General features: G+C 72.6%; 15 protein-coding genes. 11 read left to right on the forward strand and 4 right to left on the reverse strand.

Features of this window, described 5'->3' with window-relative positions; genetic code table 11:
- Positions 1 to 43: 43 nt before the first annotated feature.
- Positions 44 to 1327: a D-alanyl-D-alanine carboxypeptidase family protein gene (locus OG792_RS18320; protein ID WP_329100449.1), complete on the reverse strand. Its 1284-nt coding sequence runs from the start codon at positions 1325 to 1327 to the stop codon at positions 44 to 46.
- 210 nt (positions 1328 to 1537) lie between these two features.
- Here OG792_RS18320 and OG792_RS18325 point away from each other — a divergent pair, with 210 nt between their 5' ends.
- The 6 genes from OG792_RS18325 to OG792_RS18350 all read left to right on the forward strand — a co-directional run bounded on the left by OG792_RS18325 (position 1538) and on the right by OG792_RS18350 (position 12712).
- A complete protein-coding gene (locus OG792_RS18325; RefSeq protein ID WP_329100451.1) occupies positions 1538 to 3136 on the forward strand; it encodes a TIGR02677 family protein in 1599 nt (532 codons plus the stop codon).
- Entirely contained in the window at positions 3133 to 4356 is a 1224-nt protein-coding gene (locus OG792_RS18330; protein ID WP_329100453.1) for a TIGR02678 family protein, read from the forward strand. Before OG792_RS18325 ends, OG792_RS18330 begins: the two co-directional genes overlap by 4 nt.
- Positions 4353 to 8525 carry a TIGR02680 family protein gene (locus tag OG792_RS18335; protein WP_329100455.1) on the forward strand — a complete coding sequence of 1391 codons (4173 nt, stop codon included), beginning with the start codon at positions 4353 to 4355 and terminating at the stop codon, positions 8523 to 8525. The genes OG792_RS18330 and OG792_RS18335 overlap by 4 nt, the downstream gene beginning before the upstream one ends.
- Positions 8522 to 9787, forward strand: coding sequence for a TIGR02679 family protein (locus tag OG792_RS18340; RefSeq protein ID WP_329100457.1), 1266 nt, complete (start codon positions 8522 to 8524; stop codon positions 9785 to 9787). The genes OG792_RS18335 and OG792_RS18340 overlap by 4 nt, the downstream gene beginning before the upstream one ends.
- A gap of 171 nt (positions 9788 to 9958) precedes the next feature.
- The gene (locus tag OG792_RS18345; RefSeq protein ID WP_329100460.1) at positions 9959 to 11347 is read left to right on the forward strand and encodes an FAD-dependent oxidoreductase; all 1389 of its coding nucleotides are present in this window, start codon (positions 9959 to 9961) and stop codon (positions 11345 to 11347) included.
- A 39-nt stretch (positions 11348 to 11386) separates the two neighbouring features.
- A complete protein-coding gene (locus tag OG792_RS18350; RefSeq protein WP_329100462.1) occupies positions 11387 to 12712 on the forward strand; it encodes a hemolysin family protein in 1326 nt (441 codons plus the stop codon).
- A 9-nt stretch (positions 12713 to 12721) separates the two neighbouring features.
- On the opposite strand, the gene OG792_RS18355 is transcribed toward OG792_RS18350, so the two are convergent.
- Positions 12722 to 13864 (reverse strand): hypothetical protein, encoded by a 1143-nt coding sequence (locus OG792_RS18355; protein ID WP_329100464.1) that lies wholly within the window; start codon positions 13862 to 13864, stop codon positions 12722 to 12724.
- 129 nt (positions 13865 to 13993) lie between these two features.
- Between OG792_RS18355 and OG792_RS18360 the strand changes: the two genes are divergently transcribed.
- Both OG792_RS18360 and OG792_RS18365 read left to right on the forward strand, forming a co-directional pair.
- A complete protein-coding gene (locus OG792_RS18360) occupies positions 13994 to 15760 on the forward strand; it encodes a GMC family oxidoreductase (RefSeq protein WP_329100466.1) in 1767 nt (588 codons plus the stop codon).
- A gap of 79 nt (positions 15761 to 15839) precedes the next feature.
- On the forward strand, positions 15840 to 16712 hold the full coding sequence (locus OG792_RS18365) for an LLM class F420-dependent oxidoreductase (protein ID WP_329100468.1): 873 nt from the start codon (positions 15840 to 15842) through the stop codon (positions 16710 to 16712).
- 2 nt (positions 16713 to 16714) lie between these two features.
- On the opposite strand, the gene OG792_RS18370 is transcribed toward OG792_RS18365, so the two are convergent.
- A complete protein-coding gene (locus tag OG792_RS18370; RefSeq protein WP_329100469.1) occupies positions 16715 to 17386 on the reverse strand; it encodes a TetR/AcrR family transcriptional regulator in 672 nt (223 codons plus the stop codon).
- Positions 17387 to 17494: 108 nt separating this feature from the next.
- Here OG792_RS18370 and OG792_RS18375 point away from each other — a divergent pair, with 108 nt between their 5' ends.
- Positions 17495 to 18640 carry an FAD-dependent oxidoreductase gene (locus OG792_RS18375; protein ID WP_329100471.1) on the forward strand — a complete coding sequence of 382 codons (1146 nt, stop codon included), beginning with the start codon at positions 17495 to 17497 and terminating at the stop codon, positions 18638 to 18640.
- 36 nt (positions 18641 to 18676) lie between these two features.
- Here OG792_RS18375 and OG792_RS18380 read toward each other — a convergent pair whose 3' ends face one another.
- On the reverse strand, positions 18677 to 19531 hold the full coding sequence (locus OG792_RS18380) for an alpha/beta hydrolase (protein WP_329100473.1): 855 nt from the start codon (positions 19529 to 19531) through the stop codon (positions 18677 to 18679).
- Between the two features lie 358 nt (positions 19532 to 19889).
- On the opposite strand from OG792_RS18380, the gene OG792_RS18385 reads away from it, so the two are divergent.
- On the forward strand, positions 19890 to 22760 hold the full coding sequence (locus OG792_RS18385; RefSeq protein WP_329100475.1) for an ATP-binding protein: 2871 nt from the start codon (positions 19890 to 19892) through the stop codon (positions 22758 to 22760).
- Between the two features lie 123 nt (positions 22761 to 22883).
- A complete protein-coding gene (locus tag OG792_RS18390; protein WP_329100476.1) occupies positions 22884 to 24410 on the forward strand; it encodes an alkaline phosphatase D family protein in 1527 nt (508 codons plus the stop codon).
- Position 24411: the final 1 nt, after the last annotated feature.

Below are 24411 nucleotides of genomic sequence, written 5' to 3' on the forward strand. Positions count from 1 at the left end.
TGGGTCGCCGTCGCGGTGTGAACGCCGGGTAACGGACCGGCAGCTAGCCGAGCGGTCCCGGCCGACGTCGGCGTCCGCTCGGGCGGCGTGGTCGGCGGCGCGCGGTGACCACCAGGGCCGCGATCGTCAGCACCGCCGCGATGGCAAGGGCGGCGGCAACGGCGAGGGCGACCGTCGAGGAGAGGCCGGCCCACCAGGTCTCGTCGCGTACGGTGACCGCTGCCGAGCGCTCGCCGGGCGCCCGGTCTGCCGCCGGTGACGGGGAGGGGGTGGCGGCGGGCGCCTCGCCCGGGTCGACCAGCCGACCGACCGACGCGTCGGCCGACACCGAGAAACCCCAGTCGAGCAGCGCCGCGCCCTGCTGCCAGCCGCGCAGTGGTCGGGCCTCCGCGCCGAGCAGGGTCACCACCAGGCGCCGGCCGTTGCGCTCGGCCGCGCCGACGTAGCTGTGCCGGGCCAGGGTGGTGTAACCGGTCTTGCCGCCGAGCGCACCGGGGTAGCGGAAGATCAGCTGGTTCTCGTTCTGGATCTGGAAGCCCTTCTGCGCGCCCTGGGCGGGGATCTGTGTCCGTTCGGTCATCGCGTACCGGCGGAAGCCCTCGTCGGCGAAGCACGCCCGGGCGATCAGCGCCAGGTCGTACGCGCTGGTGAACTGTCCCGGACCGTCGAGGCCGGACGGCGTCACGGCGTGGGTCTGCAAGGCGCCCAGCCGCTGTGCCTGCTCGTTCATGTCCGCGACGGTGCCGGCGACCCCGGCGTCGTCGCCGGCCAGCCGGGCGAGCACGTTCGCCGCGTCGTTGCCGGAGTTGAGCAGCAGACCGAGCCAGAGCGTCTCCACCGGGTAGCGGCCGCCCAGCAGCAGCCCGACCGCGGAACTGCCGGGTTCGTAGTCGAGGTCCTCGCGGGTGACGGTGATGACCTGCTTCGGGTCGAGTTTCGGCAGCACGGTGGCGGCCAGCAGGAGCTTCTGCACGCTCGCCGGGGTGCCGTACTCGTGCGGGCCGCAGCCGCCGAGAACGGCGCCGGTGTCCAGGTCGGCGACCACCCAGGAGGTCGCGGTCACGGCCGGCGGCTTCGGCGCACCGGGCGGGACGGTCAGGCCCGGCGTCGCGAGTTCCGGGCCGCCGACGACACGGTCCGCGGGATCGCCGGCCGGTGGCGACGGGCGGGGCGGCGAGGCCGGCCGGGGTACCGGTGGCGTCGGCACCGGGCAGGGCACGGACGCGGGCACCCTCGCGGCGCTGGCCATGGTCGCCGGTGGAACCGCCATGGCCGGCAGGGCGAGTACGGCACCGGTCAGTGCGGTGACCAGACGCCGAGCCCTCATGAGCACCATCCCCTCATGGGCAACGAGGGTAACTTGTGATGGTTCGCCCGGTCGCGCGAACCCCGTGCCGCACACTCGCCGCCACGGTCGACCACGGCGACGGGGCTCGGCCGGGCACTTATGTGACGAATGTCCGCGGTCTTCGGACACGCCGCCGGCCGTCCCCGGGCAGTGCGCGGGGTAGGTCGACGATTCTGCGATTATGGTCGGATGCCTTCCGGGAGTGGGTCGACGGCGCAACCGTTCGCACACCTCCAGGCCCAGAACTCACCCCTTTACCGAGCGGTCCTCACCGCCTTCGGACGGGCGAAACAACGATTCACCGTCCACCTGCGGCCCGAGGACGTACTCGCGGATCTGCATGGTGACACGTCGCCGGAACACGGCGACACCTCGCTGGAGACGGTCACCGCCGCCCTCGCCCAGCTGGCCGAATGGGGCAACCTGCGCGCCGACCCCGACACCGGGCGCGTCACCACCGTCGAGGACTTCCACCGGGCCCGCTACCTGTACCAACTGAGCCCGTACGGACACGCCGCCGAACAGGCGATCGCGACCTACGAGGAGGCGATCGGCCGACGGGGCGCGCTTCAGTCGGTGGCACTTTCCGATATCGCGGCACAGCTACGGGCCCTGCTCGTCATCGCCACCGACGCCACGATCGGTGGTCCGCCGGACGCGGCAAAGACCCACCTGCTGATGATGAGCATCGTCGACCGGTTCACCGGGCTGGCCGACAACGCACAGGCGTTCATGGCCTCGCTGCGCCGGACGATCGACTTCGCCGACGCGGACCTGGACGCCTTCATCGCATACAAGGAACAGCTGATCTCGTACATCGAGCGGTTCATCGCCGATCTGGCCAACCGGGGCGCGGAGATCGCCGGACTGGCTCATCAGATCGAAACGGCCGGGGTCGTGCCGCTGTTGGAGGTGGTTGCCCGCCGGGAGGCCGCCGACGCCGCTCCGAACGGCGGGGACGGCGATGCGGACGCCGCGTACGAGGCCGCGTTGGACGAGGCCATGACGGCATGGCGGCAACGGTGGCAGGGGCTGCGGGACTGGTTCGTCAGCTCCGACTCCAGCCGGCAGTCGCAGGCCCGGCTGCTGCGGACCGCGGCGATCGGCTCGATCCGCCAGCTCCTCGGCACGGTTGCGGCGATCAACGAACGACGGGCCGGACGCACCGACCGCTCCGCCGACTTCCGGACACTGGCCCTCTGGTTCGCGCTGGCCCCCGACGACGAGTCGGCCCATCAGCTGTGGCACACCGCCTTCGGGCTGTCGCCGGCACGGCACCTGACCACGACCACCGAGACCCAGGCCAGGAACCAGGAACGGCCGGTGCCGGCCTCGACCCCGTGGGACCGGGCGCCCCGACAGGAGATCAGCCCCCGGCTGCGCCGAACCGGGTCCTACGAACGCCGGGGCGCGCCGACCCGCGTGATCGACCGTTCCCAGCAGCGCAGGCTGCTGGCCGAGCACACCGAGCGGGAGGCCGCCCAGACCGCTCGGGCTCGGGCGGCGTTGGTCACCCCCGGCCCGGTCGCCCTCTCCCGTCTGGGTGAACTCGACTCCGCCGAGTTTCGGCTCTTCCTGCAACTGCTCGGTGACGCGCTGGCGACGAGACGACCGGACTCCCGCGAGGTGGTGACCGCGACCTCCGACGGGACGCTCCAGGTCCGCCTCGTCCTGGTCGACCAGGCCGAACCGGTACGGATCGTCACCCGAGACGGTGTGCTCACCGGCCCGGAACACCTGATCGAGATCACCGATATCGCTCCGACAGCCGCCCGGACCAACCGGTGAGGATCCACTCCCCCGGCGACGACGCGCCCTCGGCCGAGCTACAGAAGGCGGCCAGGATCCTGCTGGCCCGGCCCCTGCTGGTCGCGGGACTCACCGGCGACGACGAGTTCCGGCTGGTCCGGGCGTACGCGCCGGAGCTGCGGGACTGGTTCGACCGGGAAACCGGCTGGCGGCTCACCGCCGACGCCCAGACGATCCGGCTGGTGAAGCTGACCGCCGCCCCGCACGACGAGACACATCCGGCCCGCGACCCCCGCGCCAGGACACCGTTCACCCGGCAACGGTACGTCCTGGCCTGCCTCGCGCTGGCCGCGCTCGAACGCGCCGACGGGCAGATCACCCTGGGCCGGCTGGCCGAGGACATCGTGCTCTCCGCCGCCGAGCCGCTGCTGGCCCTGACCGGCTTCACCTTCACGCTCGACCGCCGGGAGCGCCGGGCCGACATGGTCGCCGTGGTCCGGCTGCTGATGCACTGGGGCGTGCTGCGTCGGGTGGCCGGCGACGAGGACGCGTACCTGGGGACGAGCGGCGACGTGCTGTACGACGTGGATCGGCGGGTGATCGCCGGACTGCTCGCCAGTTCCCGAGGCCCGTCCCTGATCCCGGAGACGGGACACGCCGCTCGGCTCGACGCGCTCACCCTGGAGGTCGTGCCGGACGTCGACGACGCGCGGAACCGGGCACTCCGGCACCGGCTCACCCGGCTCCTGCTGGAACAGCCGGTGGTCTACTACGACGAGCTGACCGAGGCCGAACGTGCCTATCTGACCGGCCAGCGCGCCGCCATCCTGGGCCGGATCGGCCAGCTGACCGGCCTGGTCGCCGAGGTACGGGCCGAGGGGATCGCGATGGTCGACCCGCTGGACGAGCTGACCGACGTACGGATGCCGGCCGAGGGGATGCAGAGCCACCTGACGCTGCTGCTGGCCGAGCAGATCGGCGCGGCCGAGGGCGGGGTACGCGTGAGCGACCTGCATCGGCGGACCCGCGCGCTGGCCCAGGAACACCGGTCGTACTGGCGCAAGCACGCGACCGACCCGGGGGCCGAGGTCGAACTGGTGGCGACCGCCCTGGCCGCCCTGCTCGCGCTCAAGTTGATCACCGTCGAGCTGATCACCGTCGAGCCGGTCGACGATCCGCTGGTGGTCGCCCGCCCGGCGATCGCGCGCTACGCCCTGGCCGAGCCGACGGTCCGCGAGTCGAAGGGGGTCGCCTCATGACCACTTCCGGAGTCCTTCCGCTGCCGGAGCGGGAACGGTGGCAGCCGCTGCGGGCCGGGCTGGTCGACCTCTTCTACTACGACTACGAGGAGTTCCACTTCCACGGCGGTAGCCTGCTGCTGCGGGGAAACAACGGCACCGGGAAGTCCAAGGTGCTGGCGCTGACCCTGCCGTTCCTGCTCGACGGCGAGCTCGCCCCGTACCGGGTGGAGCCAGATGGTGACCCGCACAAGCGGATGGAATGGAACCTTCTGCTCGGCGGACGTTATCCCCACTCGGAACGGCTGGGCTACACCTGGCTTGAGTTCGGTCGCCGCGACGCCGACGGTACGCCCCACTTTCTCACCATCGGCTGCGGTCTGAAGGCCGTGGCCGGTCGGGGAATCGCGCGTCACTGGTTCTTCGTCAGCAGTGAACGGATCGGCGAACGGCTGACCCTGCTCACGCCCACCGGGACGGCGCTCACCCGGGAGCGGCTCCGCGACTCGATCGGCCCGTCCGGAATGGTCTACGACCGTGCCGTGGACTATCGGCGGGCGATCGACGAGGCACTGTTCGGGCTGGGTGATCGTTACGACGCCCTCATCTCACTGCTGATCAAACTCCGGCAGCCGCAGCTGTCGAAGCGTCCGGACGAGAAGAGCCTGTCACGGGCGCTCGGCGACGCCCTGCCACCGCTGGACGGGAACCTGGTCACCCAGGTGGCGGAGGCGTTCCGCAGCCTCGACGACGAGCGGGCCACCCTGCACGAACTGGCCGAGACCAAACATGCCGCCGACGACTTCCTCAGCCGTTACCGCCAGTACGCCCGGGTGGCGACAAAACGCAAGGCCGCGCTGTTGCGGCAACAGCACAGCCGGTACGAGCATCTCGGCCGCGACCTGATCGAGACGCAGCGGGCGTACGCGCAGGCCGACGAACAGATGCGAGCGGCGCAGGCCCGACTCGACGAGCTGGACCACGACACCACGGCGCTGACCACGCAGAAGCAGGCCCTCGCGGAGAGTCCCGAGGCGAGGACCGCACAGCACCTGCACCAGCTGCGGGAGACGGCGGCGCAACGTACCCGATTTGCCGAACGTCAGGCGGAACGGCTCCGCGACATCGAGTCGGACGTGGCCCGCAACCGGCGGGCACTCGACAACGCGGTCGAGGAGTTACGCCGGACGACGGACGCCGAGGCCGATGTCCGAAGCCAGGTAGACGAAGCCGCCGACGCGGCGCGACTCGTCCAACAGCACCAGCGCCGGGTGGTCGCCGTCCTGTCGGAGGGCACCGACCGGGCGAGGCAGGGTGCGGCCGAGCTGGTCGAGTCACGCAACGGCGCGCTGCGTACGCTGGTCGGGCTGCGCTCGGCGGCCGACGCGGCGAAACGCCTGGCGGATCGTGCCCGCGCCGAACACGACCGGCTCGACAGCGAGTTGGCCGCCGCGGACCTGCGGATCGACGACGCCGAGCGGGCCGTGACCGACCAGGGTGAGTCGTTGCTCCACCTGACCCGGCAGTATCTGGCCAACCTGGTCGAGTTGCCGGTCACGGACGCGGATCTGACGCTGTCCCAACTGGAGGACTGGGTTTCCGGCCTGACCGGCGAGAACCCGGCGGCCCGCGAGATCGGGCGGGCCGGACGGTCGGCCACCGAGACGATCGCCCGCCTCGACGCCGCGCTGGAGACCGACCAGCGGCGTGCGGAGGAACGGCTGGCCGAAATCGAGACCGACCTGCGACGGCTCGCCGAGGGTGTGCACCGCCCGCCGCCGTGCCCGCCGACCCGAGACCCGGAGGTCCGCGTCGACCGGGCCGGCGCACCGCTGTGGCGGGTGGTCGACTTCGCCCCCGAGGTTCCCGACCCGCAGCGGGCCGGAGTCGAGGCGGCGCTGGAAGCCGCCGGGGTGCTGGACGCCTGGCTGGATCCGGACGGGGCGTTACGCGACCTCGTCACCGGCGACACGCTGCTGCGTACGCCGGAGAACCCGCCGGTGTCACCTCCCGGCGACGGCGTACCGGCGAATCTCGGCACCATCCTGCGGCCCGCCATCGACCGGGCCGACCCGTACGCGGCCACCCTGTCCGACCGAACGGTAGCCACCCTGCTCGCCACGATCGGCCTCGGCGCCGCCTCCGGCGCGGCGACCTGGGTCGACCCGGACGGCACGTTCGGAATCGGCGTGGTCACCGGACGCTGGGGCAAGCCCGAGGCCGAACACATCGGCGACGGCGCCCGCGAAGCGGCTCGGCGGGCCCGGATGGAGCGTCTGCGGGGCGAGGCCGAGCACCTGACCGAGAGTCTGGCGGAGCTGGTCGTACAGCGCTCGGCCCTGGGCAGCCGGCGGCAGCGGCTGACCGAGGAGGTCGACGCCCTCCCCTCCGACCAGCCGCTACGTGAGGCGCACACCCTCCTGCGCGGCGCCCATCGGGCACGGCGGGACACGGTCGGCAAGCGGGAGGAGGCCGGCGCCGAACTGCGCCGTACCGAGGGTGTGGCGGCGACCGCGCTCGCCGAAGCGACCGACTTCGCCAGCGACGTGGGGCTGCCCTACGACCCGGCGGAGTTGGCCACGGTGGGTGAGGGGTTCCAGGCGTACCGGATAGCGCTCGCCGCGTGGTGGCCGGCGCTGACCGGCGTACGGGCGGCGGCCGGCCGACGGGACGAGGCCCAGCGGGCCTACGGGGAACGACTCGACCGGCTCGAACCGGCCGCGATCGAGGCGGCCGAGGCACGCGAACACGCCGCGACCGCCCGGGTCGAGTTCGAGACGCTCGACGCGACCGCCGGCGCCTCCGTCGCGGAGCTGGAACGGCGCATCGGCGAGGTGACCGCCGCCCTGGCCGAATGCGACCGCGCCCGCCGCACCACCCGCGAGCGGGAAGGAACCGCCCGGGACGCCCGGGGAAGGGCCGACGGGGAACGCGGCCGGCTGGAACGGGAACTCGAAGACGCCTCCGCTGCCCGCGACGGCGCGGTCGCCACCCTGCGGTCCTTCGCCGGCACCGGCCTGATCGGCCTGGCCTGCCCGGAGCAGGAGATCCCCGATCCGGGGCAGCAGTGGACGGTGACGCCCGCCGTGACCGTCGCCCGGGGACTCGACCGCCTGCTCGCCGAGGTGGACGACGGTGATCGGCGCTGGGAGCGGCTCCAGCAGCAGGTGAGCGTCGACCTGAAGGCCCTCACCGACGGTCTGTCCAAGCATGGCCATCAGGTCGTGCCGACCGTACGCGAGGACACGATGGTCGTCGACGTGACCTTCCAGGGGCACACCCGGACGGTCGCCGAACTCGCGGAGGCGCTGGTGGTCGAGGTCGAGGAGCGGCAACGGGTGCTCTCCGCCCACGAACGGGAGGTGCTGGAAACCCACCTCGTCAACGAGGTGGCCGGCGCGCTCCAGGAACTGATCGGCACCGCCGAACGCCAGGTGGACGACATGAACCGCGAGTTGGAGGCACGCCCCACCTCCACCGGCATGCGGCTGCGGCTGCTGTGGCGGCCGACCAGGGACGCCCCGGCCGGGCTCGCCGAACTGCGCGGTCGACAGTTGCGGCAGAGCACCGACGTGTGGAACGACGAGGACCGCCGTACCGTCGGTGCCTTTCTCTCCGCGCAGATCAGTCGGGAACGGCAGCGCGACGACGCGTCCACCTGGACCGAGCAACTCACCCGGGCACTGGACTACCGGGCGTGGCACGAATTCGCCATCCAGCGATATCAGGACGGGCAGTGGCGACCGGCCACCGGTCCCGCGTCCGGCGGCGAACGGGTGCTGGCGGCCAGCGTCCCGCTGTTCGCCGCCGCCTCCTCCTACTACGGCTCGGCCGGGAACCCGTACGCGCCGCGCCTCATCGCGCTCGACGAGGCGTTCGCCGGGGTGGACGACGACTCGCGGGCGAAGTGTCTGGGACTGCTCGCCACCTTCGATCTCGACGTCGTGATGACCAGCGAACGCGAGTGGGGTTGCTACCCGCAGGTGCCCGGCCTGGGGATCGCCCAACTGGTACGGCACGACGGTATCGACGGTGTCCTGGTCACCCCGTGGCGCTGGGACGGGAGCGAGCGACTTCGGCTGCCCCGTACCGAGTGGCACCTGCCCGGTCAGCGGGAACCCGCGCCGGTCGACGTACCGGACGGGAGCGCCGCGAGCGGTCCCCAACCAGCGTTGTGGGACGCCGGGTGACCGATCCGGATCGGCTGCGGCGTCAGCTCGGCGGCCCCGACACCGATCGGCTGGTCCAACGCGTACGCCAGCGCATCGCCCGTGGTCAGCCGGTCTCCGGGGTGCTCATCCTGGCCGACCCGACGCAGGGCGAACGACACGCGGTCGAACGGCTGCTGGGACGGCGACCGGGTCGCGGAACCTCACTGACGATCAACCTCGACGATCTCGATCGGGTGGTACGGCGCAGCGGCATGCATCCGGACGGTCTCGCCGCGGCCGTCGGGATGCTGACCGGTCCGGTCACGGTGCTCGCCGACGCCAGGGCGGCCGAGGTGGCGGCCTGGCGGGCGGCGGCCGCCCCGTTCGACCTGCTCGGCGTGCGGCGGGGCGAACTGGCGGACTGGTGCGCGGACGCCGGCACCGGCATCCTGCTGCGCCGTCTCGGCGAGACCCCGATCGCCGCCGGCCGGCTCGCCGACGCGGCGGTCGCGGTGCTCGACGCGCTGCCCGGCGACGGCGTACCGCTGGCGAGGCTCGCCGTACGAGCCGTCGGGGACGCGCACGCCCTCGACGTCGGTCGTCCGCTCGCGACACTCGTCCTGTCGGCCGTCCGGGCCGCGTGGTGGCATGGTGGGATCGAGCCGTCCGGGCCGGCGGAGCAGCGTCGCGCGTTCTGGGACGCGGCCGGCGTCCTCGTCGACGAGCTGTCGTCGACCGTGCTCGTGCTCAACCTGCCCACCGCGCCCGGCAGTACGCTGCACGATCTCACCCTTCCCGCCGGCGAACTCGGTGAGCCGGCGGTGCTCACCCTGCGACAGGTCTGCCGCCAGCCGCCACGCTTCCGGCCGGCGGAGGTCTACGTCTGCGAGAATCCGACCGTCCTCGCCTCGGCGGCGGACGACCTCGGCCCGGCCTGCCCGCCCCTGGTCTGTGTCAACGGCCAGCCGAGTACGGCCGCTATCCGGCTGCTGACGGCGCTCGCCGCGGACGGGGCGCGGTTGCGGTACCACGGCGATTTCGACTGGGGTGGCGTCCGGATCGCGAACCTGCTCCGGTCCAGGGTGCCGTGGCACCCGTGGCGGTACGACGTCGCCGCCTACCTGGACGCCGCGTCCCGCGCCGTGCCGTCGCCGCTGCGCGGCCGGCCGGTCGACGCGGCCTGGGATGCCGGGCTGACCGAGAACATGCGGCTGCACGGGGTACGGATCGAGGAGGAACTCGTGCTGGACGAGCTGCTGTCGGATCTGCGCCGGGCCACGCCACCGCCCGGCCGGCGCTGACCGGCCCCACCCCGCCCCGCGACGGCTGCTCCGGCACATGGCCTGGACGCGCAGCCAGTGATAGTCTCCGGCGAGTTCCCGCTGCGCAGTCGACCCATCACCCACGGCAACCGCCACCCGGCGCCGGCCGTGGCGCGGGTGACCGTTCCCCGCCGGAAGAAGGAGTGCCGAGTGCCGCCCTCAGCGTCACGGCTTTTCGCCCAGATAACGACGTCGGAGCGGCCCACCGGCAACAAAGTGATCATGCGGCGGGCGGTGGTGCTGGGCGGGAGCGTGGCCGGACTGATGGCCGCCCGGGTGCTCAGTGACCACGCCGAGGAGGTCCTGATCGTCGAACGGGATCCGTCCGACGTGGACGCCGGACCACGACCGGGCGTACCGCAGGGCAGTCAGGTGCACGCCCTGCTGCCGGCGGGGCAGGCACAACTGGAACGCTGGTTCCCCGGCTTCGCCGCGCAGGCGTTCGCCACGGGAGCACCACGGCCGGCCGGCGGGATCGGCAAGGTCTTCATCAACGGGGTGCTGCGTACGGCGCCGATGTCCCGGCCGCAGATGCCGGGGCTGATCACCACCAGGCCGTTCCTGGAGGCACTGATCCGGAAACGGACGCTGGCCGTCGGGAACATCCGCCTCGTACCCGGCCGGGCCGACGGACTGGTCTTCGACGGCGACCGGGTCGCCGGCGCCCGGTACCTGCCGGCCGGCGCGGCCGAGCCGGTCACCGTGACCACGGACCTGGTGGTGGACGCAATGGGCCGCTCCAGCCGACTCGGCGACTGGCTACAGGACTCCGGCTGGCCACGGCCGCCAATGCGCCGGATGCCGATCAAACTGAACTACGCCACCGCGCTGTACAAGCGCGACGCCCAGGTGAGCGACGCCTGGGTGGCGGTCGCGCAGACCACCCCCGGCAACGGGCGGGTCGCCCGGATCGGCGGCATCAACTCGGTCGAGAACGACCAGTGGATCATGCTGGTCGCCGGTTACGACACCGATCGGCCCAGCCGCGACGCCGACGACTTCACCGCCCGCTGCCGGGACCACTTCCCGCAGGAGTTCCGGGACATCGCCGAACGCGGCCGGATGATCGGCGACGTGGTGACGTACCACCAGGCGGACAGCCGGCGGCGTGACTTCCACGAGGTGGACCGGCTCCCGGCCGGGCTGGTCGCCGCCGGGGACGCGGTCGCCTCGTTCAATCCCATCTACGGCCAGGGCATGACCTCGGCGACGCTGCACGCCTCCTGCCTGTCGGCGTATTTGCGCTCGGACCCGGCGCTGCACGACGAGCCGGCGCGGGCCTACTTCGAGCGGGTCAGGGTGATCGTGGACGCCGCCTGGCAGATCTCCACCTTCGCCGATCTGGACCTGCCGCACGTCGACGGGCCGTACCCCCGTGGCTACCGGCTGATCAGGTGGTTCGCCAATCTGGTGTTCCGGGCGTCGATGACCGACGCGGTGATCAACGAACGACTGGCCCGGGTGACCACCATGGTCGAGCACCCGAACGCGTTGGCCCGGCCGGGCACCCTGTGGCGTGCGCTCAGGGCAGCCGGTTAGGTTTGTGCTTCGACCATTCAGGTAGGAAGGCGTCACAGCGTGGGTGGCTACGGGTTTCAGGTGGCGCTGGTAGCGGTGTTGGTCCTGGTCAACGCGGTTTTCTCGGGCAGCGAGATGGCGCTGGTGTCGCTGCGGGAGAGCCAGCTGCAACGGCTGGAGCGCGGGTCGCGTACGGGCCGGGTGCTGGCCCGGCTGGCGCGGGACCCGAACCGGTTCCTGGCCACCATCCAGATCGGCATCACCCTGGCCGGCTTCCTCGCCTCGGCCGCCGCCGCGGTCTCGCTGTCCGCGCCGCTGGTCGAGCCGCTGGGCTTCCTCGGCTCGGCGGCCGAGCCGGTGTCGATCGTGCTGGTGACGATCGTGCTGACCTTCCTCACCCTGGTCTTCGGCGAACTGGCCCCGAAACGCATCGCCATGCAGCGCACCGAGGGCTGGGCCCTGTTCGTCGCCCGCCCGCTGGACATGCTCTCCACCTTCTCCCGGCCGGCGGTGTGGCTGCTCAGCCGGGCGACGAACACGGTCGTACGGCTGACCGGCGCCGACCCGGACGGCGGCCGGGAGGAGGTCAGCGCCGAGGAACTGCGGGACATGGTGGCCGCGCAGCCGAGCCTGACCGCCGAACACCGCACGATCATCAGTGGCGCGTTCGAGGTGGCCGACCGGATCCTGCGGGAGATCCTGGTGCCCCGGGGCGAGGTCACCAGCCTGCGGGCGGACCTGCCCACCGGCGAGGGGCTCCGGCTGCTCGCCAAGTCCGGACAGTCCCGCGCGCCGGTGGTCACCCGGGCCGGTCTGGACAACGTCGTCGGGGTGGTGCACCTGCGCGACCTGCTTGACGACACCGGCACGGTGGGCGATCACGCGTCCGAGGCACTGTTCATGCCGGAGACCCTGGGGGTGACCGACGCGATCCGGCAGATGCGCCAGCAACGGCAGCAGTTCGCCCTGGTCGTGGACGAACGCGGCTCGATCGACGGCATCGTGACAATGGAGGACCTGATCGAGGAGATCGTCGGGGAGATCTACGACGAGACCGACCGGGACGTGCAGGCGGTGATCCGCGAGCCGGGCGGGACTCTGCTGCTCTCCGGCACCTTCCCGATCCACGACCTGCCCGACCTCGGCCTCGACCTGGACGAGGCCGACGACGGCGACTACACCACCATCGCCGGGCTGCTGCTGGCCCGTCTCGGTCACATTCCGACCGGGCCCGGCGAGACGGTCGAGGTGCCCGCGTTCACCGCGGCGGTGGTCGAGGTGACCGGACACGCGATCACCAAGGTCCGGCTGCGTCCCCGCTCGGGTGGGTCGGCCGGTGGCGACGACGAGATCCGGCACGCGGACGGGGTCGCCAGCGGCCGGTAGCCGCCGGGGTCAGCCGAGGTCGAACTCGGCCATTCCCGAACGGACGCCGTTGACCTGGACCTCGATCGCGTGCCGGCCGGGGTGGTAGCGGCGGGTGGTGATCGGTCTGAAGGAGTGCCGGCGACCGAGCGTCAGCCGCTGGCCGGGCGCGAGCACCCGGTTGGCCAGCTTGAAGACCTTCGGCGCCAGGCTCCCGTTCGCCTTGCGGAAGTGGACCACGTAGTCGATCACGAGGTTCGCGTCCCGGTCGCCGTCGTTGCCGACCACGACCTCGAAGGCCAGTTCACCACCGAGGGGTACGGCGGTCCGGTCCAGATCCGGGCCGGCGACCGAGACACCGACCGGGGGCGGGAAGCCCAGCAACGCCATCGCGCCGGGGTGGGCGGCCTTGACCAGCGTACGCATCGCGTGCCGGACCAGGCGCACGGTGGACGGCTCGGGTCGCTCCAGCCAGCGTGACGCGGTGGCCACGGCCAGGTCCGGATCGAGCCGGCTGAGGTCGTTGAGGTGGTTCGCCACCGACCGCCGGACGTACTCGACCTCGTCGCGGTGGAGCGCGTCGAGGATCGCGATGGTGGCGTCGGGGCGCCGGGTCAGCGCCGGTACCCCCTTGGCCCAGGGCAGCCGGGGCCGGGTGCCCTCGCTGGCCAGCCGGCGTACGTGCTCGTCCGGGTGGGTGGTCCAGCCGAGCACGACGGCCAGGGTGCGGTCCAGGTCGGCGTTGAGGAAGGCGCGCAGCGCGAACTCGCCGGTGAGCCGACCGGTCAGCTCGGCGAGCAGACCGAGCCCGGCCTCGAAGTCGGCGTCGGCCTTGAAGTCCGCGCCGGCCTTGAAGTCCGCGGGGGCTGGGGCGTGGGGTGGGGCCAGTGCCCGTACGGCGACGGCCTCGGTGACCGGCCAGATCATCCAGCCGGTGAAGGACGGGTCGGCCAGGGCGTCGCGCAGGATCGCCGCCGATGGCCGGTAGGTGTCCGGCAGGTCGGCCAGCAGGGCGTCCCGGATCGCCTGTGCCCGCTCGCTGAGGGTGCGCTCGGCCAGGGTCGCGCCGCTCGCCGCGACCGTCGCCCAGCGGTTTCGCGGCGCCACCGACCGCAGGACGCGTACGAGGTGGGTCACCGTCGTCGTACTGATGAGCTCGTCAGCGGTGGGCATGGCCTGTCCTCGTGCCGGTGCGGTCGGTGTCGCCCCCCGATCGGGGCGGGGCCAGCATGGCACGGGGCTGGGACATTTCCCGGCCGGTGCCCCGATGTGGGATCGGCAAGGATCGGCGACCATGACCGAATGGGCTACGACGTGGTGGTCATCGGATCCGGTTTCGGCGGCAGCGTCGCGGCGCTGCGGCTCGCCGAGAAGGGCTACTCGGTCGCCGTCCTGGAGGCGGGGCGGCGGTTCGCCGACGACGAACTGCCACGGACCTCGTGGCGTACCCGGCGGTTCCTGTGGGCGCCGCGGCTCGGCTGCTACGGCATCCAGCGGATCACTCTGCTACGCCCGGCCGGGCGCCGGGCCGGTGACGGGGCGGCGAAGGTGCTGGTGCTCTCCGGTGCCGGGGTCGGCGGCGGCTCCCTGGTCTACGCCAACACCCTCTACGAACCGGCGCCGGCGTTCTACGACGACCCGCAGTGGCGACACCTCGCCGACTGGCGGGCCGAACTCGCCCCCCACTACGAGCAGGCGAAACGAATGCTGGGCGTGACCACGTACCCGAGGGACACGGCCGCGGACGCCGCGATGCGCGCGGTCGCCGACCGGATGGGGGTGGGTCACACCTTCCGACGGGCGCCGGTCGGGGTCCATCTCGGCCGGCCCGGCGAGCGGGTCGCCGACCCCTACTTCGGCGGGGTGGGACCCGAGCGGACCGGCTGCCTGCACTGCGGCGAGTGCATGACCGGCTGCCGGCACGGGGCGAAGAACAGCCTGGTGAAGAACTACCTCTGGCTGGCCGAACGGCTCGGCGTGACGATCCGGCCGCTGACCACGGTGACCGCCGTCCGGCCGGCGCGCTCCGGCTCCGGCTACGAGGTGGAGAGCGTACGCACCGGGGCCTGGCCGGGGCGCCGGCAGCGGGTCCACGCCGACCAGGTGATCTTCGCGGCCGGGGCGCTGGAGACCCAGCGGCTGCTGCACCGGATGCGGGCCGACGGGGCGCTGCCCGGCCTGTCGCCCCGACTCGGCGCGCTCACCCGGACCAACTCCGAGGCGATCCTCGGGGCATCGGTGCCCCGTGGGCCGGCCCGGCGGCACCGGCCGGACTTCACCGACGGGGTGGCGATCACGAGTTCCTTCCACCCGGACCCGGACACCCACGTCGAACCGGTCCGGTACGGCCACGGCTCGAACCTGATGGGGCTGCTCCAGTCGGCGCTGGTCGACGGCGGGCCGGGCCGGTTTCGCCGCTGGCTCGGCACCCTGGCCCGACACCCGCTCGCCCACCGCCACCTGCTCTCCGTACGCGGATGGTCCCGCCGTACGGTGATCGCGCTGGTCATGCAGTCGTTGGACAACTCGCTGACCGTGCACTACCGGCGCACCCGGCTGGGCCGCCGTCGACTGGCCACCGGCCCCGGACACGGTGCTGCCAACCCGACCTGGATCCCGGCCGGCAACCGGGCCGTCCGGCTGCTCGCCGAGCAGATCGGCGGCATTCCCGGCGGGGCGGTGACCGAGCCGTTCGACATGCCGATGACGGCGCACATCCTCGGCGGGGCGGTCATCGGCGGCTCGCCGGCCGACGGGGTGGTCGACGCGTACCAGCGGGTTTTCGGTCATCCGGGGCTGCACGTCGCCGACGGGTCCGCCGTGTCGGCGAACCTCGGGGTGAACCCCGCGCTGACCATCACCGCGCAGGCGGAACGGGCGATGTCACTCTGGCCGAACCGGGGCCGGCCCGACCCGAGGCCCGCCCCCGGCGAGCCGTACCGGGTGCTCGCGCCGGTGCCGCCGGACAACCCGGCGGTGCCCGCCGCCGCCCCGGCCGCCCTGCACTGGCAGCCGGGCGGGGCGCCGGCCGGCCGACCCACCGACGACCCGCCGGACGACCCCGGGTGAGCTGTTCGCGGAGGACCACGGGTCGGTGTTCGATGGGAACATTCGGCCGCCGCCCGACATCGACGCAAAGATGGTAGCCATGAGACTCGGTATCCAGATTCCCACCTTCACCTGGCCCAACGGACCGGCCGCGCTCGGTCCCGATCTCGCGGCCATCGCCCGTACGGCCGACGAGGCCGGGTTCGAGTACCTCGCCCTGATGGACCACTTCTTCCAGATCCGGACGGTGGGCCCGAGCGAGGCCGAGATGCTGGAGGCGTACACGACCCTCGGGTTCCTCGCCGCGCACACCGAACGCGTCCGGCTGCTGACCCTGATCACCGGCGTACACCACCGCCCGGCCGGGCTGCTGGCGAAGACCGTGACGACGTTGGACGTACTGTCCGGTGGGCGGGCGATGCTCGGCATCGGGGCCGGCTGGAACGAGGAGGAGTCGCTCGGGCTCGGCTTCGGGTTTCCCCCGGTCGCGCAACGCTTCGAGATGCTGGAGGAAACCCTTCAGTTCGTGCTCCAGATGTGGTCCGACGACGAGGGGCCCTACACCGGTCGGCACGTCCGGGCCACCCGTACGCTGAACTCGCCGCAGCCGCTGAGCCGGCCGCACCCACCGATCATGATCGGCGGCGGCGGGGAGAAGAAGACGCTCCGGCTGGTGGCGAAGTACGCCCAGGCGTGCAACCTGTTCAACACCCCCGAGCTGCCGCACAAGCTCGACGTGCTCCGGCGGCACTGCGACAACGAGGGCCGCGACTACGACGAGATCACCAAGACCGTCTACCAGTTCATGGACATCGGGGACAACGGCGAGAAGACCGAGGAGCTGATCGACCAGCTCGGCAAGCTCGACGAACTCGGCTTCGACCTGGCGATCGGCGCGGTGCCGCAGCTGCCGCGACTGGACGTCCTCGAACGGATCGGCACCGACGTCGTACCCGTGGTCGCGCGCTTCTGAGGTTACGGGTTACCCAGCAGGTAGCGCTGGATGGTGGGTCCGAGCCAGTCGACCAGCGCCGCCCGGTCCAACCCCACCACCGGCGGTAGCAGCAGCACGTATCGGGTCAGGGCCAGACCGAGTACCTGGCTGGAGATCAGGCCGGCCCGCTGGTCGACCGGGAGCGCCGCGCTCGCGGTGCAGGGCGGTGCCCCGGCACGTTCGGCGAAGGCACGGACCGCCGGGCCGACCTCGTCGGCGAAGATCTGCCGCATCCGCGCGGCGGCCGCCGGGTTGGTAGCGGCCGCCCGCAACAGGGCGACCATCGTCTCGTCCTGTTCCCACCGGTCGAGGAAGTACGCGACCATCGCCGACCCGACCCGGTCCACCGGCAGGTCGGTGAAGTCCGGCAGGCGCAGGTCGAACTCGGCGGCGGCGGCGAAGAGCAGTTCCTTGCTGCCGTAGTAGCGCATGACCATCGACGGGTCGATCGCCGCGTCCGTGGCGATGGCCCGGATGGTGGCGCGCTCGTAACCGTCGGCGGCGAACCGTTCGCGGGCCGCCCGAAGGATCGCGGCCCGGGTGGCGTCGGACCGGCGCGGGGGCGCGGCCGGCTCCGGCGCCGCCGTCGGCTCGGGCCCCGACGGTACGCCGACCGCCGCGTGCGGGGCACTTCCATGATCATGCGGAGACACGCCAACGAGTGTAGGCCAATGCCCGTTGACATCGACGCGGACGCACATCTACCGTTGTCAACATACGTTGGCAAACAAGTGTTGGCACGGTCTGTACCGGAGGTAGCGATGTTGCCCACCAACTGCGACGTACTCGTCGTCGGCGCCGGACCGGCCGGGCTGGTCACCGCCGTGCAGCTCGCCCGGCGCGGCGTCGACGTGACCGTGGTGGACCGGGTCGCGCAGGGCCACAACACCTCGCGCGCCGCCGCCGTACACGCCCGGACCCTTGAGGTGCTGGACGGCGTCGGTGTCGCCGGACCACTGGTGCGACGGGGCATCCCCGCCGCCCGGGTCACCCTCCGAGACGGCGACCGGACCCTGTTGACGATGCGCTTCGACGGCCTGCCGACCCCGTTCCCGTATGTCCTGCTGGTGCCGCAGTCGGTGACCGAGGAGGTACTGCTGGACCGGTTGACCGCGCTCGGCGGCCGGGTGCTCCGGCCGTACCGGGTGGTCGGCCTGAGCCCGGACGGGACCGGCAGCCGGGTCACCTTCGCCGGCGGGGAAACCGTCCGGGCCCGCTTCGTGGTGGGCGCCGACGGCATGCACAGCACGGTCCGGCAACTCGCCGGCATCGGCTTCCACGGTACGGACAGCGAGGACTCCTTCGTCCTCGCCGACGTACGGATCGACACCGCGCTCCCCCGCGACGAGGTGATCCTCTTCTTCTCCCGCACCGGACTGCTGGTCTGGGCACCCCTGCCCGACGGCAGTGTCCGGATCGTCGCCGAAGTGGCCGACCCACCCGAGCACCCCGACGTCGCGTACGCACAGTCGCTGCTCGACGCACGCGGCCCGACCGGGCGGCGCAGCACCGTGACCGAGGTGCTCTGGGGTTCACGCTTCCGGGTGCACCATCGGGTGGCGGAATCGTTCCGGGCCGGGCCGGTTCTACTCGCCGGCGACGCCGGCCACGTGCACAGTCCCGCCGGCGGCCAGGGCATGAACCTCGGCCTGCGCGACGGGGCGGCGCTCGGCACCGCGCTGGCCGACGTACTGTCCGGCGCACCCGAGACGGTGCTCGACGCGTACGCGGCGGCCCGCCGGTCGGTCGCCCGCGAGGTGGTCGGGTTCGCCGGCCGACTCACCCGGGTGGGCACCGCGGCGGCCCCACTGCGGCCGCTGCGCAACACGGCACTCCGGCTGCTCTCCACCGCCCCGGCCGCCCGGCGCCAACTGGCCGGGCGGCTCGCCGGGCTGGCCGACCGCTGACCGGAGCCAGTGGTCGGCCGCGCTCCCGGTTCGGGGTTAGACGAAACGCTTGACGAAGGTGAGAGCGGTGTCGGCGACCTCGCGCCAGCCGCTGTCGATCGTCAGCGCGTGGCCCCGGTTCGGGATCTCCACGAACTCGGTCACGCCCTCGTTGCGCTTCTGCCGGTCGAACGTCGCCTCCGAGATGGCCCTCGGCACCGTGTGGTCCCGCTCGCCGGAGACGATCAGCATCGGCCCCCGCTCGGGGTTGGTGCTGTCGACCTTCGCCTCGGTCCACGGGTTCAGGTTCGCGGCGGCGGCCTGGAACAGCGGTGCCCCCGGCGCCGCGACGGCGTACGTCTCGTACAACTCCCGCGCCTCGTCCTCGGTCACCGCGTTCGCGAACGCGAACCGGAACTGGTCGAAGGTGAGCGGAACGGCCCGGTGCCGGTTCGCCGGGTTACCGAGAACCGGCGCCGCCGACCGCAGCGCGGAGATCGGCAGCGGCAGCACGCCGCGGAACGGTGCCGCGTCGATCGCCACCGACGCCGCCGCCAGTCCGTGCCCGGCGAGGATCTGGGTGAGCAGGCCGCCGAAGGAGTGCCCGATCACCGCCGGCTTGCGGTCCAGCTTGCCGATGACGTCGGCGTAGTGGTCGGCCACCTGCCCGATCGTCTTGTCGGCGAAGACCTCCGGGTGGGCCTTTGCCTCCTCGACCGTCTCCGGGTCGTCCGGCCAGCCCGGGGTCAGCGGCGCGTAGCCGGCGGCCTCGAACACCTCCGCCCACCGGTTCCAGCTGCTCGGCAGGAGCCAGAGACCGTGGATGAACACGACCGGCGCGCGGCCGCTCGCGTTGGCCGCGGCGATCTGTTCCTCGGTGCTGGGGGGTAGCTGGTGCGCGGCTTCAGACATGAACTCTCCTTGGTTACCCACGCGAGCGTGGTACGGCCGTCGCGGCCGAAATACGTCGCCGGGGTGGGGGCGCATGGGTATCTCCGCCGGTCGGCTGGCAACTCGGCAGACCGGTACGACGATCACGCTTCGTGCCGAACGTACTCGCGCCGCCGGACCGACCGCCATACGTCAGCTGACGTAAGTTCACGCGTACACCTGTGCCGGGTGACCGGCGTGACCAGGCACACCATCGACCGGGTGAGGCACCGGCCGGGCGGCACGTCGAGCCTAGGCTCGACCGCGATCCCATCCGGTGGGCATCCGGTCGCGGCCCGGCACACCGGGCGGTACGCCGAGGTCGGACCGGGGGTACGAAATGGTGGACGACGTCCTGTTCGGGCGTGAGTCGGAGCAGAGCCGGTTGACCGGCCAACTCGACCGGGTCCCGGTGGAAGGCAGTGCCCTGGTGCTGCGCGGCGAGGCCGGCGTCGGTAAGTCGACCCTGCTCGCCGCGACGACGGCACGGGCGGGCCGGCGGGGACTGCGGGTGCTGGCCACGACCGGGGTGCAGGCCGAGATCGAGATCCCGTTCGCCGGGCTGCACCGCCTGCTCCGTGCGGTGCTGGACGACAACGCCAACGCCAGCGACAGCGACAGCGACAGCGACAGCGACAGCGCCAACGCCAACGCCAACGCCAACGCCAACGCCAACGCCAACGCCAACGGCCCGCTTGCCGCCCGCGACACCGTACTGGCGGCGGTCGGGGTGGTCGACGCGCCGATCGGTCAACCGTTCCGGGTCGCCCTCGCCGTACTCGACCTGCTCACCACCGCCGCCGCGCGGCAGCCCCTGCTGCTGGCGGTCGAGGACGCGCAGTGGCTGGACCGGCCGAGTTGGGAGGTGCTCACCTTCGTCGGGCGGCGGCTGGGATCCGACCCGGTCGTGCTGGTGATGGCGATGCGCGACGGCGTCGAGTGCGAGCGCCGGCTCGCCTCGGCCGGTCTGCCCGAACTGCGGGTCGAACCACTGGCCGAGGACGCGGCGGCGGCGCTGCTCGCGTACCGGGCTCCGGACCTGTCGCCCGCGCTGCGGACGAGGGTCCTGGCCGAGGCGGGCGGCAACCCGCTCGGCCTGGTGGAACTGGCCGTGGTGGCGACCCGGTTCGGCCCGGACGCCCTGCTGCCGGCCTCGTTGCCGCTGACCACCAGGGTGGAACGGACCTTCGCCGCACTCGTCGGCGAGCTGCCCCCGGCGACCAGGACCCTGCTGCTGGTCGCGGCGCTCGACGACGGGGACGGCCTGGACGAGATCGTCGGCGCGACCGCCGGGCTGGAAACCACACCGGTCACGGTCGCCGACGTGCAGCCGGCGGTCACCGCCGGCCTGGTCGAGGTGGACGACGGGTTCCGGGTCCGGTTCCGGCACCCGCTGGTCCGATCCGCGCTGCGCCAGGCGGCCGGGGTCGCCCGGCGCCGGCAGGTGCACGCCGCGCTCGCCGACCGGCTCGCCGGGGCGGACGACCGCCGGGTCTGGCACCGGGCCGCCGCCACGATCGGGGCCGACGAGCAGGTGGCGCGGGACCTCACCGCCGCCGCCGACCGGGCCGCCCGGCACGGTGCGGTCGCCTCCGCGCTGACCGCGATGGAACGCGCCGCGCAGCTCAGCGAGGACGCGCGGGAACGGGCCGACCGGCTGCTGCGGGCGGCCGGGTACGCCGTCGACCTGGGCGACCACGCCGCGGTCGTACGGCTGGTCCGGGGCATCGAGGAGCAGTACCTCCAGCCCACCGATCAGGCCCGGTTGTCCTGGCTGCGGGAGGCGTTCCTGGGCGGGGGCTGGTCCGGGGCCGCGCCACTGCCGGCGTTCGTCGACATCGTGGACCTGATGCGGCGCAACGGGGACACCGAACTCGCCCTGCACAGCCTGGTCACGCTGTCCGTACGGAGCTGGTGGTCGAACCCGGACGAGCAAACCCGTGGGCTGCTCCTCGCCGCCGCGGAACGGCTGGACGTGCCGGCGCTCGATCCTCGGCTGGTCAACGTGCTCGCCGGGGTCGCGCCGATCGAACGTGGGGCCGAGGCGCTCGACCGGATGTCCGAGCTGATGCGCCGGATGGACAGCGATCCGGGTGACCTCTTCCTGCTCGGCAATGGCGCGAACGCGATCGGGGCGCTCGGGCTGGCGACGGCGTTCCTCGCCTCGTCGGTCGCCGGGCTCCGCGGCCAGGGCCGGCTCGGCCTGCTGGCGGTCACGCTGGTGAACCAGGCGTGGACCGCCGCCCAGCTGGCCGACATCCGGTTGGGCCTGACCGCCGCCACCGAGGGCCGGGCGCTGGCGCTGGAGACCGGTCAACCCCGGTGGGCGATGACCGCCGACCTCAACCGGGCCCACGTGGAGGCCCTGCGCGGCAACGGCGACACGGCCCGGCAACTGGCCGACGAGGTGGAACGTCTGCTCCTGCCGACCGGAGCTAACCCGATCCTGGGGATGGTCCAGCTCACCCGGGGGATCGAGGCGCTGGCCGCCGGCCGGCCCGCGGACGCGTACCGGCACCTGTACCGGATCTTCGACCCGGCGGACAGCGCCTACCACCAGTACCTGCGGTTCTCCGCGTTCGGCCACCTGGCCGAGGCGGGTACGCGCGGCGGACACCACGACGAGGTGGCGTCGATCCTGCGTACGCTGCAACCGATCGCCGCCGCGACCCGGTCCCCGATCCTGCGCGTCACCGTGGCGTACGCCGAGGCGGTCCTCGCCGGTGCCGACCCGGACGGTGACGTCGACGCGGACGCCGTCTTCCGGGCCCGCCTGGGCATGGACCTGTCCGGGTGGCCGTTCGAGCGGGCCCGGCTCCAGTTGGCCTACGGCGGGTGGCTGCGCCGACGGCGGCGCGCGGTCGAGTCGCGGCCCTACCTGCGCGAGGCGGGCACGGCGTTCGACGCGTTGGGGGTGGTGCCGTGGGCCGACCGGGCCCGGCGGGAGCTGCGCGCCGCCGGCGAGGCGAGCCGCCGCCCGGTCGACCGGCAGAGCCTGCTGACGCCGCAGGAGTTGCAGATCGCGCAGCTCGCCGCGACGGGTCTGAGCAACCCCGAGATCGCCGAACGTCTCTTCCTGTCCCGGCGCACCGTCAGCACCCACCTGTACCGGATCTACCCGAAGATGGGGATCAGCTCGCGCGGGGAACTCACCGAGGCGATGGCCGCCACACCGGAGGGCCGGACCGACCCGCCGACCGACCCGCACTGACGACGGGCGGCCATCACCGGGTCACCCGTACATCCGTTGTCCTCGATGCAACCACCTCGGTGTCATATGGGTTTCGTCGCCCGGGCGCATCGTGTTAACAATCGGCCTCCAGGGTTATTGACCATGAAGAGGCTCAGCCGTCGCACCATCGTCCTGGGTGGATTGGCCACCGCCGGAACGGTGGTCGCTCCCTGGCGCATCGCCCAGGCCGCCGTACCGTTTCCGTTCAAGCTGGGAATCGCCTCCGGCGAACCGGCATCCGACAGCGTGGTGCTCTGGACCCGCCTGGCGCCGTCGCCGCTCAACGCCGACGGGCAGGGCGGCATGGCCAACGCCGACGTCACCGTCGAGTGGCAGGTGTCGACCAACGACCGGTTCACCTCCCTGGTCGCGTCCGGTTCGGTCGCCGCCCGGTACGCCGACGCGCACTCGGTGCACGTGGTGGCGGGCGGTCTCGCCCCGGACGCCGACTACTACTACCGGTTCCGGGCCCAGGGTCACATCTCGCCGGTCGGGCGGACCCGTACCGCCCCGGCGGTCGGCACCTTCGGCCGGGACCTGGTGATGGCCTTCGCGTCCTGCGCGCACTACGAGTCCGGCTACTACACCGCGTACCGGCGGATCGCCGAGGACAACCCCGGCCTGGTCCTGCACCTGGGCGACTACATCTACGAGGGCGGGACGGCCGCCGGCTCCGTACGCGAACACGTCGGTGCCGAGATCGTCTCGCTGGCCGACTACCGCCGCCGGTACGCCCAGTACAAGTCCGACCCGGACCTCCAGGCGGCGCACGCCGCGGCGCCGTGGCTGGTGGTGCCGGACGACCACGAGGTGGAGAACAACTACGCCAACATGGTCCGGGCCAACAACAGCCCGGCGCTGACCGCCGCGCAGTGGACCGCCCGGCGCACCGCCGCTTACCGGGCCTACTACGAGAACATGCCGCTGCGGCCGAGTTCCGCGCCGACCGGCAACGCCATCTCGCTGTTCCGCCGGGTCCGCTGGGGACAGCTGGCCACCTTCCACATGCTCGACACCCGCCAGTTCCGCGACGACCAGGCCAGCGGTGATGGCTGGAAGGTGTCGACCGAGGCCGACCTCGCCTCGCGCAGCCTCACCGGCGCCGCCCAGGAGACGTGGCTGCTCGACGGCCTGGCCCAGCACTACGGCACCTGGGACATCCTCGGCCAGCAGGTGTTCTTCGCCCGCCAGCTGGACTCCGCCGGGGCGGCCAACATGGACGCCTGGGACGGCTACCGCGCCTCCCGCTCCCGGATCCAGCAGGGCTGGCAGCAGCGGGGCGTACGCAATCCGCTGGTGCTCACCGGCGACGTGCACCGGGCCTGGGCCAACGACCTCAAGGCCGACTACGCCAACTCGTCCTCGGCCACCATCGGCACCGAACTGGTGTGCACCTCGATCACCTCCGGTGGCAACGGCAGCGCGAGCACGACCATCCCGAACGCGTCGAACAACCCGCACCTGAAGTTCTCCTCCGACCGGCGGGGCTACGTCCGTACGACCATCAGTCCCACCCAGGTCCGGGCGGACTTCCGCGCGGTGGCCACGGTCACCGAGCACGGTGCCCCGGTGTCCACCGTCGGCTCGTTCGTCATCGTCGACGGCCAGCCCGGCCTGCGTCCCGCGTAAG

The organism is Micromonospora sp. NBC_01699 (assembly GCF_036250065.1).
Taxonomy (GTDB): Bacteria; Actinomycetota; Actinomycetes; order Mycobacteriales; family Micromonosporaceae; genus Micromonospora_G.